The sequence below is a fragment of the Sphaerotilus sulfidivorans genome (assembly GCF_013426975.1).
Lineage (GTDB): Bacteria > Pseudomonadota > Gammaproteobacteria > Burkholderiales > Burkholderiaceae_C > Sphaerotilus > Sphaerotilus sulfidivorans.
This window is the reverse complement of the sequence record NZ_JACCPY010000023.1, coordinates 20834-38162: the sequence shown is the minus strand read 5'-3', so window position 1 is coordinate 38162 and position 17329 is coordinate 20834. Positions and strand designations below refer to the sequence as shown.

Sequence of the window (17329 nt, the reverse complement as noted above, 5' to 3'; positions counted from 1 at the left end):
ACGCCCGTCCCAAGGAAACAAACACATGGCTGTGACCACCGTTGCCCAGTTCGCTGCCGAGCTCAAGAGTTCGGTGACGACGCTGCTCGAGCAACTTCAACACGCCGGCGTGAGCAAGGGAAGCGACCGCGACCCCCTCACCGAGGCCGACAAGGAACGACTGCTGGACTACCTCCGCCGCACGCATGGCACGACTGGTGCCGACCGCAAGAAGATCACGCTGACCAAGAAATCCACCAGCGAGATCAAGCAGGCTGACGCGTCCGGCAAGGCCCGCACGATCCAGGTCGAAGTGCGCAAGAAGCGCACCTTCGTCAAGCGCGACGATGTGGTGGGTGGAGCCGGTGGCGCCTCCGAGGCGCTGGAGACGGTCGAGGACGACTCGCGTCAGGTCGAGGAAGAGCTGCGCCTGCAGGCGGAAGCTGCCGCCGCAGCTGCGGCCGCGGAAGAAGCCCGCCGCCGCGAGCAGGCCGAGGCCGAGGAGCGCGCCCGCCGCGAGGCCGAGGAACGTGCCCGCCGCGAGGCCGCAGAGCGTGCTGCGGCCGAAGCCGCGGCCCGCGAGGCCGCTGCCCGTGCTGCTGCCGAGCAGGAAGCCCGTGCCCAGGCTGAAGCCGCCGCTGCGGCTGCGGCCCGTGCCGAAGCGGCTGCTGCTGCTCCGGCGCCGGCCGCCGCGCCGGTGGTCGACGCGGCAGCGCAGGCTGCCCGCGACGCTGCTGCCCGCCGTGCCGAGGCCCAGGCCCGTGCTGCCGCCGAAGTGGCTGCTCTGAACGAGGCGGCTGCGCGCCGTCGCAACGGCGGTGGCGCCCAAGGTCGTGCAGGCAGCGCTGTCCGCACCGCCGCGCCTGTGGCCGCTGCCGCTCCGGTGGCTGCACCTGCACCTGCACCCGCACCGGCTCCGGCCCCGGCCCCGGTGGCTGCACCTGTGGCGGCCCCCGCTCCGGTCGTCGCTGCTGCGGCTCCGCTGCCTGTGCCTCCGCGTGGTGCCGCTCCGGCTCCCGCACGCGTTCCGGCGCCGCCGGTCCGCCCGGCGCCGCAGCAGCCGACCAGCCGCGGCATCTTCACTCGTGCACCGGCCCCGACGCCGGCCGCTGCCCCGGCAGCGGCTGCGGTTGCCGCGCCCGCTGTGGATGCGGCACGCCAGGCCGAAGCCGAGCGCCGTCGCAAGGCGGCCGAGGCCGAAGCCCAGGCCATCCGCGACATGATGGCCCGCAAGAACAAGGTCCTGGTCGCGAAGAAGCCCGAAGAGCCCAAGCCCGCTGCGGCTCCTGCCCCGGGTGCGATCACCGGCACCATTCGCAAGCCGGCTGGCGCCCCGGGCGCCGCCGCCGCTCCGGGTACGGCCCGTCCTGGCGACAAGGCTGCGCCGGGCAAGAAGGGTGCGGAGAAGAACGTCAAGTCCGGCGAACTCTCCTCGACCTGGTCCGACGACAAGAAGCGCGGCACCGCGCCGAAGGGCCGTGACGCGGCACCGGGCGCCTCCGCCAACCGTGGCAGCAACTGGCGCGGTGCGCCGGCCGGCGGCCGTGGCGGTCGCCGCGGCGGTCGTGGCGACAGTGGCGACCAGCGCATGGCGCCGCAGGTCGAGGCCCAGATCCACGAGGTCCATGTGCCCGAGACCATCTCGGTGGCCGACCTGGCCCACAAGATGTCGGTCAAGGCCTCCGAGGTGATCAAGCAGCTGATGAAGCTGGGCCAGATGGTCACCATCAACCAGCAGCTCGACCAGGAAACGGCCATGATCCTCGTCGAGGAAATGGGCCACAAGGCGTTTGCCGCGAAGCTGGACGATCCGGACGCCTTCCTCGAGGAAGAGAACGCGGCCGCGTCGGGCGAGGCGCTGGCGCGTCCGCCGGTGGTCACCGTCATGGGTCACGTCGACCACGGCAAGACCTCGCTGCTGGACTACATCCGCCGCAGCCGCGTTGCCGCGGGCGAAGCGGGCGGCATCACGCAGCACATCGGCGCCTACCACGTCGAGACGCCGCGTGGCGTCATCACCTTCCTCGACACCCCGGGTCACGAAGCGTTCACCGCGATGCGTGCCCGTGGCGCCAAGGCCACCGACCTCGTCATCCTGGTGGTGGCGGCCGACGACGGCGTGATGCCGCAGACGAAGGAAGCCATCAGCCACGCCAAGGCGGCTGGCGTGCCGATCGTCGTGGCGATCAACAAGATCGACAAGCCGGGCCACAACGTCGAGCGCGTCACCCAGGAACTGGTCGCCGAGCATGTGGTGCCGGAAGCGTACGGCGGCGACTCGCCGTTCTGCCAGGTGTCGGCCAAGACCGGCCAGGGCATCGACGAGCTGCTCGAGCAGGTGCTGCTGCAGGCCGAAGTGCTGGAGCTGAAGGCGCCGGTCGAGGCCCTCGCCAAGGGCCTGGTGATCGAAGCGCGTCTGGACAAGGGCCGCGGTCCGGTCGCGACGGTGCTGGTGCAGTCGGGCACGCTCAAGCGTGGCGACGCGGTGCTGGCCGGCCAGAGCTATGGCCGCGTCCGCGCCATGCTCGACGAGGACGGCAAGCCCATCACCGAGGCCGGTCCCTCCATCCCGGTGGAGATCCAGGGTCTGTCCGAAGTGCCGGCGGCCGGCGACGAGTTCATGGTCCTGGCCGACGAGCGCCGGGCCCGCGAGATCGCCACCTTCCGTCAGGGCAAGTACCGCGAAGTGACGCTGAACAAGCGCCAGGCCGCGAACCTCGAGAACATGTTCGAGAGCATGGGTCAGACGGCTGCGCAGATGCTGCCGCTGATCATCAAGGCCGACGTGCAGGGCTCGCAGGAAGCGCTGGCTGCCTCGCTGCTCAAGCTGTCGACCGACGAGGTCAAGGTGCAGATCGTGCACGCGGCGGTGGGCGGCATCAGCGAGTCGGACGTCAACCTGGCGCTGGCCTCGAAGGCGGTCATCATCGGCTTCAACACCCGTGCCGATGCCGGTGCGCGCAAGCTGGCCGAAGGCAACGGCGTCGATCTGCGCTACTACAACATCATCTACGACGCGGTCGACGAGATCCGCGCCGCGATGTCGGGCATGCTGGCGCCGGAGCAGCGCGAGGAAGCCATCGGTACCGCGGAAATCCGCACGGTGTTCGTCGCGTCGAAGATCGGCACGGTCGCCGGCTCGATGGTCACCTCGGGTCTGGTGCGTCGCAACTGCAAGTTCCGCCTGCTGCGCGACAACATCGTCATCTACACCGGCGAGGTCGAATCGGTCCGCCGCATGAAGGACGATGTCAAGGAAGTCAAGGAAGGCTTCGAGTGCGGCATCAAGCTCAAGAACGTCACCGACATCGCTGAAGGCGATCAGCTGGAGTTCTTCGAGATCAAGGAAGTGGCGCGCACGCTGTAATCCACGGCGTCTGCCCTGCTTCCGGGCCCCGGCGCCAGCGCCGGGGCCTCGTCGTTTTGCGCGAGAGTGCGCGAGAGCTTTCTCACCATGAGACACAAGCGTTCGATTCCCAACCGCGGCTTCCGTGTCGCCGACCAGATCCAGCGCGATCTGGCCGAGCTGATCCGCGGCCTGAAAGATCCGCGCGTCGGCATGGTCACGATCAGCGCGGTCGAGGTCACCCCCGACTATGCCCATGCCAAGGTGCACTTCTCGGTGCTGGTCGGTGATGCCGAGGCCACCGGCCAGGCGCTGAACGAGGCGGCCGGCTTCCTGCGCAACGGCCTGTTCAAGCGGCTGCAGATCCACACCGTGCCGACGCTGCATTTCCATTTCGACCGCACCACCGAGCGTGCGGTCGCCATGAATGCGCTGATCCGCGAGGCCAATGCGCAGCGCGCCGCCGACACCGACGATGAGCAGTGACATCCCCCTGATCGCCGATGCGGCGGTCGCCGAACCGCAGGGTGCCGCGGCACCGGCGCCCCGGGTGCGGGTGCCGCGCCGTCCGGTGCATGGCGTGCTGATGCTCGACAAGCCGCTGGGCCTGTCGAGCAACGACGCGCTGCAGAAGGTCAAGCGCCTGTTCCGCGCCGAGAAGGCCGGCCACACCGGCACGCTGGACCCGCTGGCCACCGGCCTGCTGCCGATCTGCTTCGGTGCGGCGACCAAGTTCTCCCAGGTCAGCCTGGAGGCTGACAAGGGCTACCGCGCCACGCTGCAGCTCGGCCAGACCCGCGTCGGCGGCGACCGCGAGGGCGAGGTGATCGCCGAGCGCCCGGTCGCCTGCGACCGCGCGGCCGTCGAGGCGGCCTGCGCGCGTTTCACCGGCCTGATCTCGCAGCTGCCGCCGATGCAGTCGGCGCTCAAGCACAACGGCAAGGCGCTGTATGAATACGCGCGCGCCGGCGTGACCGTCGAGCGCCAGCCGCGGCAGGTCACGATTCATCGCATCGACATCATCGAGTGGCAGGCTGACCGGCCGGACACGCTGGTGGTCGACGTGCTGTGCACCAAGGGCACCTACATCCGCACGCTGGCCGAGGACATCGGCGAGGCGCTGGGCTGTGGCGCCCATCTGGCCGGCCTGCGGCGCATCGTCAGCGGACCGGTCGACCTGCGCGCCTCGGTCACGCTGGCGGCGCTGGAGGCGATGGACGAGGCGGCGCGCGACGCCTGTCTGCGCCCGGTCGACGTGCTGCTGGCCGACTGGCCGGCGGTGCAGCTCGGCGAGGCCGACGCGGCACGTTTCCTCAGCGGCATGCGCCGCCGGATCGTGCATGCGGATGCCGAGCATGTGCGCGTCTACGGCCCCGACGGGCGCTCGCTGCTGGGGGGCGCCCATGTGAAGGCCGGCGAGCTGATCGCCGACCGTCTGCTGAGTCCTCTCGAAGTCCGCGCGCTGCGGCGCGACTGACCTGATCCGATTCCTTCCGAACTCTTCCGCTGACCCCGCGCCGCTGCGGCCGCGCTGACGGACCAACCTCATGAGCACACAGATCCGCAACATCGCCATCATCGCCCACGTCGACCATGGCAAGACCACGATGGTCGACCAGCTGCTGCGCCAGAGCGGCACCTTCGCCGAACACGAGAAGGTCGTCGACACCGTGATGGACAACAACGCCATCGAACGCGAGCGTGGCATCACCATCCTGGCCAAGAACTGCGCGGTCAGCTGGGAAGGCACGCACATCAACATCGTCGACACGCCCGGACACGCGGACTTCGGCGGCGAGGTCGAGCGCGCGCTGTCGATGGTCGACGGCGTGGTGCTGCTGATCGACGCCCAGGAAGGCCCGATGCCGCAGACCCGCTTCGTGACGAAGAAGGCGCTGGCCCTGGGCCTGAAGCCGATCGTCGTGGTCAACAAGGTCGACAAGCCGGGCGCCAAGCCGGATGCGGTCATCAACGCCGCCTTCGACCTGTTCGACAAGCTCGGCGCCACCGACGAGCAGCTCGACTTCCCCGTGGTCTACGCCTCGGGCATCAACGGCTGGACCAGCCTGGAAGAAGGCGCGCCGGGCGAGCAGTGGGGCCCCGACATGTCGGCGCTGTTCAACACGGTGCTCAAGCATGTGCCGCCGCAGCAGGGCGATGCCTCCGCGCCGCTGCAGCTGCAGATCTCGGCGCTGGACTTCTCCAGCTTCGTCGGCCGCATCGGCGTGGGCCGCATCAGCCAGGGCACCATCAAGCCGGGCATGAACGTGGTCGTGATGGAAGGTCCGGACGGCAAGAGCGTCAACGGCCGCATCAACCAGGTGCTGACCTTCCAGGGCCTGGACCGCGTGCAGGTGACGGAAGCCGGCCCGGGCAACATCGTGCTGATCAACGGCATCGAGGAGATCGGCATTGGTGTCACCGTGACCGATCCGGCCAACCCGCAGCCGCTGCCGATGCTCAAGGTCGACGAGCCGACGCTGACGATGAACTTCTGCGTCAACACCAGCCCGCTGGCCGGTCGCGAAGGCAAGTACGTCACCAGCCGCCAGATCTGGGACCGCCTGCAGAAGGAGCTGCAGCACAACGTCGCGCTGCGCGTGAAGGAGACCGACGAGGACGGCATCTTCGAGGTCTGCGGCCGTGGTGAACTGCACCTGACCATCCTGCTGGAGAACATGCGCCGCGAGGGCTACGAGCTGGCCGTCTCCAAGCCGCGCGTGATGTTCCAGGACATCGACGGCGTGAAGTGCGAGCCGATGGAGCTGGTCACCGCCGATGTGGAAGAAATCCACCAGGGCGGCGTGATGCAGGCGCTGGGCCTGCGCAAGGGCGAAATGCTGAACATGGAGCCGGACGGCCACGGCCGTGTCCGCCTCGAATACCGCATCCCGGCCCGCGGCCTGATCGGCTTCTCCAACGAGTTCATGAACCTGACCCGCGGCTCGGGCCTGATCTCGTCGATCTTCGACGGCTACGAGCCGCACAAGGGCGACATCGGCGGCCGCAAGAACGGCGTGCTGATCTCGATGGACGATGGCGAGATCTTCACCTACGCGCTGGGCAAGCTCGACGACCGCGGCCGCATGTTCGTCAAGGCCAACGACCCGGTCTACGAGGGCATGATCGTCGGCATCCACAGCCGCGACAACGATCTGGTGGTCAACGCCACCCGCACCAAGCAGCTGACCAACTTCCGTGTCAGCGGCAAGGAAGACGCGATCAAGATCACTCCGCCGATCGATCTGACGCTCGAATACGGCGTCGACTTCATCGACGACGACGAGCTGGTCGAGATCACGCCGAAGTCGGTGCGCCTGCGCAAGCGCTACCTGAAGGAGCATGAGCGCAAGCGCGCCTCGCGCGAAGGCGTGGGTTCCTGACGCGCATGCCGGGCATGAGCCATGCCCGCGCGGTCGCGCTGATGGTGCTGGTGACGCTGCTGTGGAGCAGCGCGGGCGTCGTCAGCCGCCATCTCGAGGCCGCGCGCGGCTTCGAGGTGACCTTCTGGCGCAGCGCCTTCAATGCGCTGGCGCTGCTGGTGGCGCTGCCGCTGCTGCGCGGCGCGGGCCTGTGGCGCTCGCTGCGCGAGGGCGGGCGCGCCCTGTGGCTCTCCGGCCTGTGCTGGGCGGTGATGTTCACCGCCTTCATGTTCGCGCTGACGCTGACCTCGGTGGCCAACGTGCTGGTCACGATGGCCATCGGCCCGCTGATCACCGCGCTGTTCGCGCGCATCTTCCTGCAGCACCAGCTGCCGGCGCGCACCTGGGGCGCGATCGCGGTGGCCGGTGCCGGCATCGCCTGGATGTTCGGTGCCGAGCTGCAGACCGGCGCGGCCGCCGGCATGGGCGTCGCGCTGGCGGTGCCGCTGGCCGCAGCCGTCAACTTCACCGTGCTGCAGCATGTCTCGCACGGCAGCGGCGACCCGGACGAGGCGCTCGGCGGCGAGGCCGCGGCCACGCCCGACATGCTGCCGGCGGTGCTGATCGGCGGGCTGCTGTCGGCGCTGGTGACGCTGCCTCTGGCCTGGCCGCTGCAGGCCTCCTCGCATGACCTGATGCTGCTGGCCGGGCTGGGCGTGTTCCAGCTCGCGCTGCCCTGCCTGCTGGTGGTCGGCCTGACGGCCGTGCTGCCGGCGCCGGAGATCGCGCTGCTTGGCCTGCTCGAGGTGCTGTTCGGCGTGCTGTGGGCCTGGGTCGGCGCCGGCGAGGTGCCGGGGCCGGCCACGCTCAGCGGCGGCCTGCTGGTGCTGGGCGCGCTGGTCGGCAACGAGCTGCTGGCGCTGGCCGGTCGCCACCGCACCGGCCCGGCGCGCTGAGGCCGCCGCGGCCGTCCTGGGCCGGCATGGGGCTCAGGCCAGATCCTCGATCACGATCGCGCCGGCGCCCAGCAGCGCCATCGCCCGGCTCCAGTGGCGCGCCATGCGCTCGCTCAGGGCCGCCAGATCGACCGGCTGGCCCTGCTGCACCGCCCGCTGGGCCTTGAGCTGGGCCGCCCGGGCCAGCACCGCCAGCTGGCGCAGCGCATCGGCGGCCTGCAGCAGATGCGCGGAGCCGCTGTCCTCGCCCGAGAGCCAGCGCAGATGGATGGCCGCCAGCTCCGCGCTGGCGCCGAGCCGCGCGATGCCGCAGTCCAGCCAGCGCCGGCAGCCCTCCACATCCCGCTGGCGCACCAGCGCATCGAGCTCGGCCTGGCTGCGGCGCTGCCAGCGGCGCAGCGGATGGCGGGTCGGAATCCGCTCCAGATGCCGCTCTAGCAGCTGCCGGGCCAGATGGCGCAGCGTCTCGGGCGGGCGGCGCACCAGCCCGCGCAGCTCGATCGCCGTGGCGCTCGGCGCCAGACTGCCATCGCCCTGCAGTCCGGCCTGCATCAGGCCGTCGAAATCCTCGTCCTGCAGGTGAAAGTAGCCGTCATGGTGGAAATAGCCCAGGCGGCGCTGCGTCGCATCGAAGTCGTTGACGATCAGCGGGGTGCGCCGGTGCTGGCGCCGGTAGTCCTGGCCGTCGGTATCGGGCAGCCACCAGGCGTCGGCCTCCAGCATCACCAGCCGGCCCGCGCCGAGCTGCTCGTGCAGATGGTCGGCCAGCGGTCGCCACAGCGTCAGCGCATGCGGCTCCAGCCCGTGCAGGCGGCGCAGATCCTCGGCCGGCGGGCGCGGCTCGCTCCACTGGTCATCGAGCCAGTCGATCGCCAGCACATGGCCCAGCACCGCATGCACATCGAGCCGCAGCGCCGCCAGCAGCGACAGCCAGGGATCGAGCACGCCGGAGCCCTGAGGCCACAGCCGCTGCCGGGTATCCAGCGGCACCGTGATGCCGTGTTCCAGCCCGTTGATCAGGCACAGGCGGGCGGCAGTGGCAGGCGGCGGAAGCATGATCGATGTTCTCCCTCAATGGGATTAATGTAACATCCAGTAATAAAATAACCGAAGTGTTGAATTGATCACGTTTTCGGATTCCTTGCGCAGCCGGGGCCGGCTGGCAGCGGGCGGCGCCGACCTGGCCGAACCGCTGGACGACGGCTGGTGGTGGGGCAGCAGCGCGCCCGGGCAGTGGGACTCGCCGCAGACCGTGCTGCGGCTGTCGCAGGAGCCGCACTGGCATGCCTGCGACGGCCCGGTCGCGCCGATCGACACGCTGGTCCGTCGGCTGGATTCGGCGGCGCTGTCGGCGGTTCATGCCGGCGTGCGCGACTGGTGGCTGTGCCGGCCGCTGCCGGCCTGCGCCGATCGGCGCCGTCGCTGGCTGGAGCTGGACGGTCTGGCCGGGCGCCGGGCCGAGCTGTGGCTGCATCAGGTCGAGACCGGACACCAGCGCCTGCTGCTGCGCAGCGACAGCGCGCTGCTGCGCCATCGCGTCGAGCTGCCGGCCGGCGCGGCCGACACCGTGCTCTGGCTGGTGCTGCGCGACGAGCCGGTGTCGGCGGTCGGGCTGTGGCGGCCGGTGCGTCGGGTGGGTGAGCGGCTGGCGGTCGATGCGCCGGCCCTGCGCGCGCGCCTGCTCGATGCGGACCGCGCCCGGCTGGCGCTGCGCCTGCGGGTGCATGAGCCGCTGCTGGGCCTGTCGATGGTGCTGCGCCATGCCGGTCGGCGCTGGCAGGCGCCGATGGCATTGGGGGCGCTGGGGGCTGCGGCTGCAGGGCAGGGCGGCGGCCTGTGGCAGGGGCTGCTGGATGTCGAGGCGCCGGCGCTGTGGTGGCCGCATGCGCTCGGCGAGCCGGCCCTGCATGAGCTGGAGCTGCACGCGCTGCTGCCCGAGGGCGGGCGCCGGGTGCTGCCGCTGGGACGCATCGGCTGGCGCCGGATCGCGCATGACCGCCCGCGCGGGCGATTGATCATCAATGGCGTGCCGATGCCTGCACCGCTGCGCCGGACCCGCTGGGTGCCGGGTGCGCAGATGTCGGCCACCGAGGCCGCCGCTCAGGTCGCGCAGGCGCGCGCTGCAGGCATCGATCTGCTGGACATCGCGTCTGCAGGCGGGCCGGATGCCGACGAGGCGCTGCTCGATGCCTGCGATGCCCAGGGCCTGCTGATCGGCCATGGCCTGAGTCTGGACAGCGCCGCCGCGTCCGCCCAGCTGGCCCAGCAGCTGGCGCGCTGGCAGGCGCGTGCATCGCTGGCCTGGGTGCGGGTACCCGAGTCGGTGATCACGCCGGTGATGCAGGCGCTGCCCGAGAGCCTGTGCCTGTCCTGCGCCTGGAGCGGGGTACTCTGAATCGGTCAGAATCGCGCTCCCGCCGGGCTCGTCTTTCCGGCCCCGTCTTCCCGGCCCACCGGGCCCCTGCCGATGTCCGAACCGATTCTTGCCGCAGCGCCTGCCGCCGCTCCGCTGTCCCCCTGGCGCCTGTCCGTCGCGCCGATGCTGGACTGGACCGACCGTCACTGCCGCCATTTCCACCGCCTGCTGACCCGCCGCACCCGGCTCTACACCGAGATGGTCACCACCGGCGCGCTGCTGCACGGCGACCAGTCGCGCCATCTCGACTTCGGCGAGATCGAGCATCCGGTGGCGCTGCAGCTCGGCGGCAGCGAGCCGGCCGACCTGGCCGCCTGCGCGCGGCTGGCGGCGACATGGGGCTATGACGAGGTCAACCTGAACTGCGGCTGCCCGAGCGAGCGGGTGCAGCGCGGCGCCTTCGGCGCCTGCCTGATGGCCGAGCCGGCCACGGTGGCCGACGGCGTGCGCGCGATGCGCGATGCGGTCGACCTGCCGATCACGGTCAAGCACCGCATCGGCATCGACCGCATCGAGTCCTACGATTTCGTGCGCGACTTCGTGGGGCAGATCGCCGAGGCCGGCTGCGAGGTCTTCATCGTGCACGCGCGCAATGCCTGGCTGAAAGGCCTGAGTCCGAAGGAGAACCGCGAGATTCCGCCGCTGCGCCATGAATGGGTCTGGCAGCTCAAGCGCGATTTTCCCGCACTGACCATCGTCATCAACGGCGGCATCCGCGACGACGACGAGATCGCGCAGCATCTGGCCCATGTCGACGGGGTGATGGTCGGCCGGCAGGCCTATCACGAGCCCTGGCAGATGGCCGGCTGGGATGCGCGATTCTTCGGCGAGCCGGGGCCGGCGGCCTCGCGCGAGGCGGTCGAATCGGCCTGGATCGAATATCTGGACGGCGTTCAGGCGGGCGGCCGACCCTGGCCGACCGCGATGCGCCATGCGCTCGGGCTGTGGAATGGCCAGCGTGGTGCCCGGATCTGGCGCCAGTTCTGGTCCGATCACCGCCACCGCGAGGCGCGCCCCTCCGAACTGGCCCGTCGATTCCATGATCTGGCTCGTCAGGCGGGTTCGGCATCGAATTGACCCGGCGCATCGCCAGGAACAAGGGAAGGAAAGCCGCGACATTTCACGCGACTCCAGGGAATCCCGGGTGGGGTGCCCGGGAATTCAAGCCTGAAATATTTCCGTACCTGCGGGCAATTCGGGCATACTCCGCGCCGAGCATGTGCTCGAACGCCTTGGAATGCCTCTGCCATGACGACCCTCCAGGACCTGCGCGCCAAGCAGGAAGAACTGCGCAAGCAGCAGGAAGAAATTGCCCGCTCCATCGAGGAATTCCGCTCCTCGCAGCGCGCCGGCGTGATCGCCGAGATCAAGGCCATGATGGCCCAGCATGGTCTGACGGTGTCCGATCTGGAAACCCCGGCCGGCCGGGGCAGCCGAGCCGCCGCCGAGGGCAAGACCCGCGAGCCGTCCAAGGTCGCGATCAAGTACCGCGATGCCGAGACCGGCTCGACCTGGACCGGCCGTGGCCTGAAGCCGCGCTGGCTGACCAGTGCGCTGGAAGCCGGCCGCTCGCTCGAGGAATTCCTGGTCGAGGCGCCCGCCGCCGAGTGAGCGCGAGCGACATGACGTCGCCTGCCACGGCCTGCTGATCACTTGCATCGATGCGCTGGCGTTTTCTTCATGCGGCGGATCTGCATCTCGACAGTCCGCTGCGCGGGCTGGACCGACATGAAGGCGCGCCGGTCGAACCGCTGCGCTCGGCCACCCGGCGTGCGCTGATCGCCCTGGTCGATCTGGCGATCGAGCGCGAGGTCCAGGCGCTGCTGATTGCCGGCGATCTCTATGACGGCGACTGGGATGATTTCCGCACCGGGCTGTTTTTTCACCAGCAGATGAACCGGCTGGCCAGCCGGGATATCCGGGTGTTCATCGTCCGGGGAAATCATGATGCGGAAAGTCGCATCACCCGGCAATTGCCGCCGATGGCGCATGTGCATGTCTTCGAATCCCGGCGCGGCGGCACCGTCGATCTGCCGGATTCGGGGGTGGCGATCCATGGTCGCAGCTTCTCGAAGCCTGCAGTGACCGAGGATCTGCTGCCCGGATATCCGCCGCCCGTGCCCGGGCGATTCAATATCGGGCTGCTGCACACCAGCCTGACCGGCAATCCGGATCATGATCCGTATGCGCCGACCACCGAAGCCCGCCTGATTGCAACCGGTTACGACTACTGGGCCTTGGGACATATCCATCAGCGTCAGGTGGTCCGGGAATCCTCGCCTTGCATCGTGTATCCCGGCAATCTCCAGGGCCGGCATGCCCGCGAGACCGGCCCGAAAGGCTGCGAACTGGTCGAGATCGAGCACGGGCGCATCGTGCGCCATGAGCCGGTGGTGCTCGATGTGCTGCGCTGGCACCGGCTCGAGCTGGACCTGGGCGGCATCGACGATCTGGAAGCGCTGGCGCAGCGCATCGATCCGGCCTTCGAGGCCTTGCTGGCCGGCGAGGCCGGGCCGGGGCGTGCGGTCGGTGTCGACGCGGGCGCGGCCTCGCGCCTGCACTGCGTGCGTGTGGTGCTGCGCGGCAGAAGCCGGCTGCACGGCGCCGAGGCCGCACAGCCGGGCCTGCTGGAGGCCGCGGTGCGCGCCCAGGCGCTGCAGCAGGCCGGGCGGCTGTGGATCGAGCAGGTCCGCGTCGAGCTGGCCTCGCCGCTGGACCGGGGCGCGCTGGCTGCGCGCGACGATGCGCTCGGCGAGGTGCTGCGCGAGGTCGACCGGCTGCTGGCCGATCCGCAGGCGCTGCGCACCTGGGCCGAGGCGGCGCTCGGAGCCGGCGCGAATCTTCCCGCCGAACTGGCCGATCTGCGCCCGGAGCGCCTTGACGAGGCGAGCTGGCGCGTGCTGCTGCTCGATGCCGAGGCGATGGTGCTGGCGCAGCTGGGCCGCGATCTGACGACATGAGGCGGCGGTGAGACTGCGCCGACTGCATCTGCAGGCCTTCGGGCCGTTCACCGACCGCTGGATCGACTTCGGCCCCGGCCTGACGCTGCTGGCCGGTCCGAACGAGGCCGGCAAGTCCTCGATGCTGCGGGCGCTGACGGCGCTGCGTTTCGGCATCGAGCATCGCAGCGCCGACAACTTCGTGCACGAGCATGCGCGCATGGCGCTCGGCGCGGTGGTGCTCGACCGCGAGGGGCGCGAGCTGCAGCTGCTGCGGCGCAAGGGCCGCGAGCCGACCCTGTCCGTCGTGGCACCCGACGGCGGCAGCCTGCCGGCCTCGGCCGACCTGGAGCTGCAGCTCACCGGCGGCCTGAAGCGCGCCGACCACGATCTTATGTTCGCGCTCGATCACCAGCGCCTGCGTGCCGGCGGCGAGCAGCTGCTGGCCGGCCAGGGCGAGATCGGTGCGGCGCTGTTCGAGGCCAGTGCCGGCGTGCACAGCCTGCGCACGGTGCTGGACCGCCTCGACCAGCAGGCGCGCTCGCGCCTGGTGCCGCGCGGCAGCACCGGCAGCGTCAACATCGCGCTGCGCCGCCACCGCGAGCAGCATGAGGCGCTGCGTGCCGCGCAGTTGCGTCCGGCCGAATGGGCCGCGCTGCGCCAGCGTGCCGACGAGACCCAGGCCGCGCTGGAGCGCGCCCGCGAGAACCGCGCCGCGGCCGATCTGGCGCTGCGCGACCTGCGCGAGCGCATCGCGGTGGCGCCGCTGCTGCGCACGCTCGACGACACCCGCGCCGAGCTGGCCGCGCTGTCGCTGCTGCCGCCGCCCGACGAGGATCTGCCGCGCCAGCGCATCGCGCTGCAGACCCGCGAGCATGAGCTGCAGACCGCCCGCGCCGCGCAGCAGGCGCTGCGCGCCCGGCTCGACGAGCAGCTGCAGGCGCTGCCGGCGGGCACGCCGCGCTGGCTCGAGCAGGCCGCCGGCATCGACCGCCTGGTCGCCGCCGCCGACGGCCTGGAGGCGGCGCGGCTGCAGTGCCGCGAGCTCGAGCAGCAAGGGCAGGCGCTGGATCGGCAGCTCGAGGCGGCCGCGCAGGCGCTCGAGCCGGGCGCGGGCGTGCAGGCGCTGCTGGCGCGGCGCCCCGACGCGGCCTGGCAGGCGCGCATGGAAGCCGCCACCGCGCAGCTGCAGGAGCAGGCGCGTGCCCTGGCCCAGCATCTTGATGATCTGGCGGCCGAGCGGGGGGCCGAGACCTCGCCGTCCGATCTGACCGAGCCGCCGGCCGCGCTGGCCACGCAGGTGCAGGCGCTGCAGCAGCGCTGCGACCGGCTGGCGCCGGAGGTGGCGCTTCTGGCTGGCCGCGAGGCGCTGGAGCGCCAGCGTGCCGAGCGCCACGAGACGCTGCAGCGCACCGCGCTGCAGCTCGGCGGCGCGGCGATGGCGAGCCGGGCGCTGACCGCATGTCCGCGCCTGGAGGCCGACATCGACCAGGCGCTGCGCGAGCGCGAGGCCGCGGCCACCCGCCTGGCCGCGCTGGCACAGCGCATCGACCAGATCGACGAGGCGCGGCGCGGTCGTGCGGCCGAGCGCGCCCAGCTGCTGGCCGCCGGCGCAGTGCCGACCGATGACGACATTGCCGAGGCGCGCCGGGTGCGCGACGCGCTGTGGCGGAGGCTGGCCGACGGCCCGGCGGCGCCTTCGACCGAGGACCGGGCGCTGTTCGCGCAGCTGCTCGACCATGCCGACCGCCTGGCGGACGGCCGCAGCCGCGACGGCGAGCGTGCGGCCCGGCTGCAGGCGCTGCAGCGCTCGCTGGCCGAGCTGGACGAGGACCGGGCGGTGCTGGACATGCAGCGGCAGGCGCTGCAGCGCGATCTCGAGCGCCAGAACCGCATCTGGGACGAGACGCTGGCCGCAGCCGGCCTGCCGCAGCTGGCGCCGCAGGCGCTGCGCGAGTGGCAGCAGCACCAGGCGCGCCACCTCGAGGCGGTGCAGGCGCTGCAGTCGGTCGACGAGGCGCTGCAGGCGCTCGACCGCCGGGTGCAGGCCGCCGCGGCCGAGCTGCGCGAGGCGCTGGGCCCGATGCCGGCCGGCGTCGCACCGGACGATGCGGCCGCGCTGCTGGGCCAGGCGCGTGCGCGGCTGCAGGCCCTGCGCGAGCGGCAGACCGCGCTGGAGGCGCAGCGCAGCGCGCATCAGGCGGCGCAGCAGCGCCTGGAGCGGCTGGCGCGCCAGACCGCCCAGCGCCGTGCCGCCGAGCGCCAGGCGCATGCGGCGCTGCAGGCCCTGCTCGACGAGGACGGCCGCGGCGTCTTGCTGCCCGAGAATGCCCTGCAGGCGCTGGCGCTGGCGAATGCGCGCCGCCAGGCGGGCGAGCGGCTGCGCACGCTGGCCGAGCAGCGTGAACTGCAGCGCCAGCGCCTGGCGCAGGCGCGGCTGGTCGAGACCGATCTGCAGGAGCGCGCCGCCGTGCTGGCTGCGGCGCTGGCCGAGCCGGCGCCGGCCGGCGAGGCGCTGCGCGGCTGGATCGACCGGCTCGCGGCCCGGCTGGGCGAGGCGCGTGCGGTCGAGGGTGAGCGCGCCCGGCTGCAGCAGCAGCGCCAGCAGGCCGACGAGCGCCTGGCGGCCGACAGCGCGGCGCTGGCTGCGGTGCAGGCGCAGCTGGGGCGGCTGTGCGAGCGCGCCGGCGTGGCCTCGCCCGAGCTGCTGCCGCAGCGTGAGGCCCAGTGGCAGCAGCAGCGCGAGGCCGTGCTGCGCCTGGCGCGCACCGGCGCGATGCTGGCCGAGGCCTCGCGCGACGACGAGGCCGGCCTGCGCGCCCGTCTGGCCTGCGCATCGCCGGCGGACGAGTCCGGGGCTGCCGATCCTGCCCAGGCGGTGCTCCGGCTCGAGCGCCGCCTGGCCGAGGCCGACGAGGCGCTCGAGCAGGCGCGTGCGGCCGACGAGCTGGCGCGGCGCGCGCTCGACGCGATCGACGGCGACGACCGCGCGGTGCAGGCGCGCGAAGGGCTGGAGCAGGCCGCCGCCACGGTGCGCGCCGAGCTGCCGCACTGGATGCGCGCGCGGCTGGCGCATGCGCTGCTGGCGCAGTCGATGCAGCGCTTTCGCGAGCGCAGCCAGGGGCCGATGCTCGGTGCCGCCTCCACGCTGTTCGCGGCGATGACCGGCGGCGAGTTCGAGCGGCTCGAGACCGAGGCCGGCGACGACGACGCGCCTGCGGTGCTGCAGGCCCGCCGGCGCGGCGGCCGCGCCATCGGCGTCGAGGCGATGAGCGAAGGCACGCGCGACCAGCTTCACCTGGCGCTGCGGCTGGCGGCGCTGGCGCAGCAGCGCGCGCGCGGCCTGCTGCTGCCGATGGTGCTCGACGATGTGCTGATGACCTCGGACGACGGCCGGGCGCTGCGGGTGCTTCAGGCGCTGGCCGAGGCCTGCGAGGGCGATGGCGGGCAGATCATCGTCTTCACCCACCACCTGCATCTGCTGGAACCCGCACGCCGGACGCTCGGAGCGATGCGGCTGCACGCCGTCGCGCTGTGAGCGCCTCGGCCGAAGGCCGGGGCACCTCGACGCACCAGCCGGGCCGGTGGCCGTCCTGCTCGCTCTTGTGCACATAGCCCAGCGCGTTGCAGACGATGCGGCAGCCCGCGCGCGTCACGTCGACCGGGCAGTGCAGGTGGCCGTGGATCCACAGGTCGGCCAGCGGCAGCAGCTCGTCGAGCGTGTTGCAGAAGCCTGCGGTGCCCGGAACCATGCCGTAGCGCGGGTCGGCGCTGTCGAGCGTCGGCGCGAAATGGCTGACCACCACCGTCGGTCCGTCATGCGGCTCGCACAGCGCCGCGCGCAGCCAGCGCTGGCAGTCCAGCGCCATCCCGCGCAGCTCGGCGGCCATCACCAGCCGGCCCTCGCGCAGCGTGGTGTTGCGGCTGAGGTACCAGTCGGCGGCGCGCAGCGCCTTGTCCAGATGGCCGAGCGCGGCGAAGTCGCTCCACAGCGTCGTGCCGATGAAGCGCACGCCGTCGATCACCCGGATGCGCCGGTCCAGCCACTCGATGCCCAGCCGCGCGCACAGCGCCTGCAGCCGCGGGCCGGTGGCGTCATGGTCCAGGCCGTCGTACTCGTGGTTGCCCGGCACGAACAGCACCCGCGACCAGCCGGGGCGCGGCGCGAAGCGGCCCAGGCCGAAATCGTCGCCCTGCAGGCGCGAGCCGCGCTGGTAGGAGCCGATGTCGCCGGCCAGCACCAGCAGGTCGGCGTCCGGTGCCGGCGCGGCCGTCCAGTCCGGCTGGGTCTCGAGATGAAGGTCGGAGAGGATCTGCAGGCGCATCCGGCC

General features: G+C 71.8%; 12 protein-coding genes. 10 read left to right on the top strand and 2 right to left on the bottom strand.

The window, feature by feature from the left end; genetic code table 11:
- Positions 1-25: 25 nt before the first annotated feature.
- The 5 genes from infB (at position 26) to HZU84_RS13640 (ending at position 7643) form a co-directional block, all read left to right on the top strand.
- Entirely contained in the window at positions 26-3346 is a 3321-nt protein-coding gene (gene infB, locus HZU84_RS13660; protein ID WP_149503318.1) for a translation initiation factor IF-2, read from the top strand.
- An 87-nt stretch (positions 3347-3433) separates the two neighbouring features.
- The gene (rbfA, locus tag HZU84_RS13655; RefSeq protein ID WP_149503319.1) at positions 3434-3811 is read left to right on the top strand and encodes a 30S ribosome-binding factor RbfA; all 378 of its coding nucleotides are present in this window, start codon (positions 3434-3436) and stop codon (positions 3809-3811) included.
- A 100-nt stretch (positions 3812-3911) separates the two neighbouring features.
- On the top strand, positions 3912-4802 hold the full coding sequence (gene truB / locus HZU84_RS13650) for a tRNA pseudouridine(55) synthase TruB (protein ID WP_244954511.1): 891 nt from the start codon (positions 3912-3914) through the stop codon (positions 4800-4802).
- Between the two features lie 70 nt (positions 4803-4872).
- Positions 4873-6708, top strand: a complete 1836-nt coding sequence (typA, locus tag HZU84_RS13645) for a translational GTPase TypA (protein WP_149503321.1) — start codon at positions 4873-4875, stop codon at positions 6706-6708.
- Positions 6709-6722: 14 nt separating this feature from the next.
- Positions 6723-7643 carry a DMT family transporter gene (locus HZU84_RS13640; protein ID WP_149503322.1) on the top strand — a complete coding sequence of 307 codons (921 nt, stop codon included), beginning with the start codon at positions 6723-6725 and terminating at the stop codon, positions 7641-7643.
- A 33-nt stretch (positions 7644-7676) separates the two neighbouring features.
- Here the strand turns inward: HZU84_RS13640 and HZU84_RS13635 are convergent, their stop codons facing one another.
- Complete coding sequence (locus HZU84_RS13635; protein WP_149503323.1) at positions 7677-8699, bottom strand: DUF1839 family protein; 1023 nt, start codon at positions 8697-8699, stop codon at positions 7677-7679.
- Positions 8700-8763: 64 nt separating this feature from the next.
- On the opposite strand from HZU84_RS13635, the gene HZU84_RS13630 reads away from it, so the two are divergent.
- From HZU84_RS13630 to HZU84_RS13610, 5 genes are all read left to right on the top strand, one after another.
- Positions 8764-10038, top strand: a complete 1275-nt coding sequence (locus HZU84_RS13630) for a hypothetical protein (protein ID WP_180692959.1) — start codon at positions 8764-8766, stop codon at positions 10036-10038.
- A gap of 72 nt (positions 10039-10110) precedes the next feature.
- Positions 10111-11136 (top strand): tRNA dihydrouridine(20/20a) synthase DusA, encoded by a 1026-nt coding sequence (dusA, locus tag HZU84_RS13625; protein WP_149503325.1) that lies wholly within the window; start codon positions 10111-10113, stop codon positions 11134-11136.
- A gap of 171 nt (positions 11137-11307) precedes the next feature.
- Complete coding sequence (locus HZU84_RS13620; RefSeq protein WP_149503326.1) at positions 11308-11670, top strand: H-NS histone family protein; 363 nt, start codon at positions 11308-11310, stop codon at positions 11668-11670.
- Between the two features lie 50 nt (positions 11671-11720).
- Positions 11721-13019: a DNA repair exonuclease gene (locus HZU84_RS13615; RefSeq protein WP_149503327.1), complete on the top strand. Its 1299-nt coding sequence runs from the start codon at positions 11721-11723 to the stop codon at positions 13017-13019.
- A 7-nt stretch (positions 13020-13026) separates the two neighbouring features.
- The gene (locus HZU84_RS13610) at positions 13027-16536 is read left to right on the top strand and encodes an ATP-binding protein (RefSeq protein ID WP_149503328.1); all 3510 of its coding nucleotides are present in this window, start codon (positions 13027-13029) and stop codon (positions 16534-16536) included.
- Here the strand turns inward: HZU84_RS13610 and HZU84_RS13605 are convergent.
- Complete coding sequence (locus HZU84_RS13605; protein ID WP_149503329.1) at positions 16460-17323, bottom strand: metallophosphoesterase; 864 nt, start codon at positions 17321-17323, stop codon at positions 16460-16462. The two genes, HZU84_RS13610 and HZU84_RS13605, sit on opposite strands and share 77 nt — an antisense overlap.
- Positions 17324-17329: the final 6 nt, after the last annotated feature.

What these genes read in the sequence shown, in the direction of transcription:
- infB (WP_149503318.1), top strand. Translation starts at nt 26, where the DNA reads ATGGCTGTGACCACCGTTGCCCAGTTCGCTGCCGAGCTCAAGAGTTCG.
- rbfA (WP_149503319.1), top strand. Translation starts at nt 3,434, where the DNA reads ATGAGACACAAGCGTTCGATTCCCAACCGCGGCTTCCGTGTCGCCGAC.
- truB (WP_244954511.1), top strand. Translation starts at nt 3,912, where the DNA reads ATGCTCGACAAGCCGCTGGGCCTGTCGAGCAACGACGCGCTGCAGAAG.
- typA (WP_149503321.1), top strand. Translation starts at nt 4,873, where the DNA reads ATGAGCACACAGATCCGCAACATCGCCATCATCGCCCACGTCGACCAT.
- HZU84_RS13640 (WP_149503322.1), top strand. Translation starts at nt 6,723, where the DNA reads ATGAGCCATGCCCGCGCGGTCGCGCTGATGGTGCTGGTGACGCTGCTG.
- HZU84_RS13635 (WP_149503323.1), bottom strand. Translation starts at nt 8,699, where the DNA reads ATGCTTCCGCCGCCTGCCACTGCCGCCCGCCTGTGCCTGATCAACGGG.
- dusA (WP_149503325.1), top strand. Translation starts at nt 10,111, where the DNA reads ATGTCCGAACCGATTCTTGCCGCAGCGCCTGCCGCCGCTCCGCTGTCC.
- HZU84_RS13620 (WP_149503326.1), top strand. Translation starts at nt 11,308, where the DNA reads ATGACGACCCTCCAGGACCTGCGCGCCAAGCAGGAAGAACTGCGCAAG.
- HZU84_RS13615 (WP_149503327.1), top strand. Translation starts at nt 11,721, where the DNA reads ATGCGCTGGCGTTTTCTTCATGCGGCGGATCTGCATCTCGACAGTCCG.
- HZU84_RS13605 (WP_149503329.1), bottom strand. Translation starts at nt 17,323, where the DNA reads ATGCGCCTGCAGATCCTCTCCGACCTTCATCTCGAGACCCAGCCGGAC.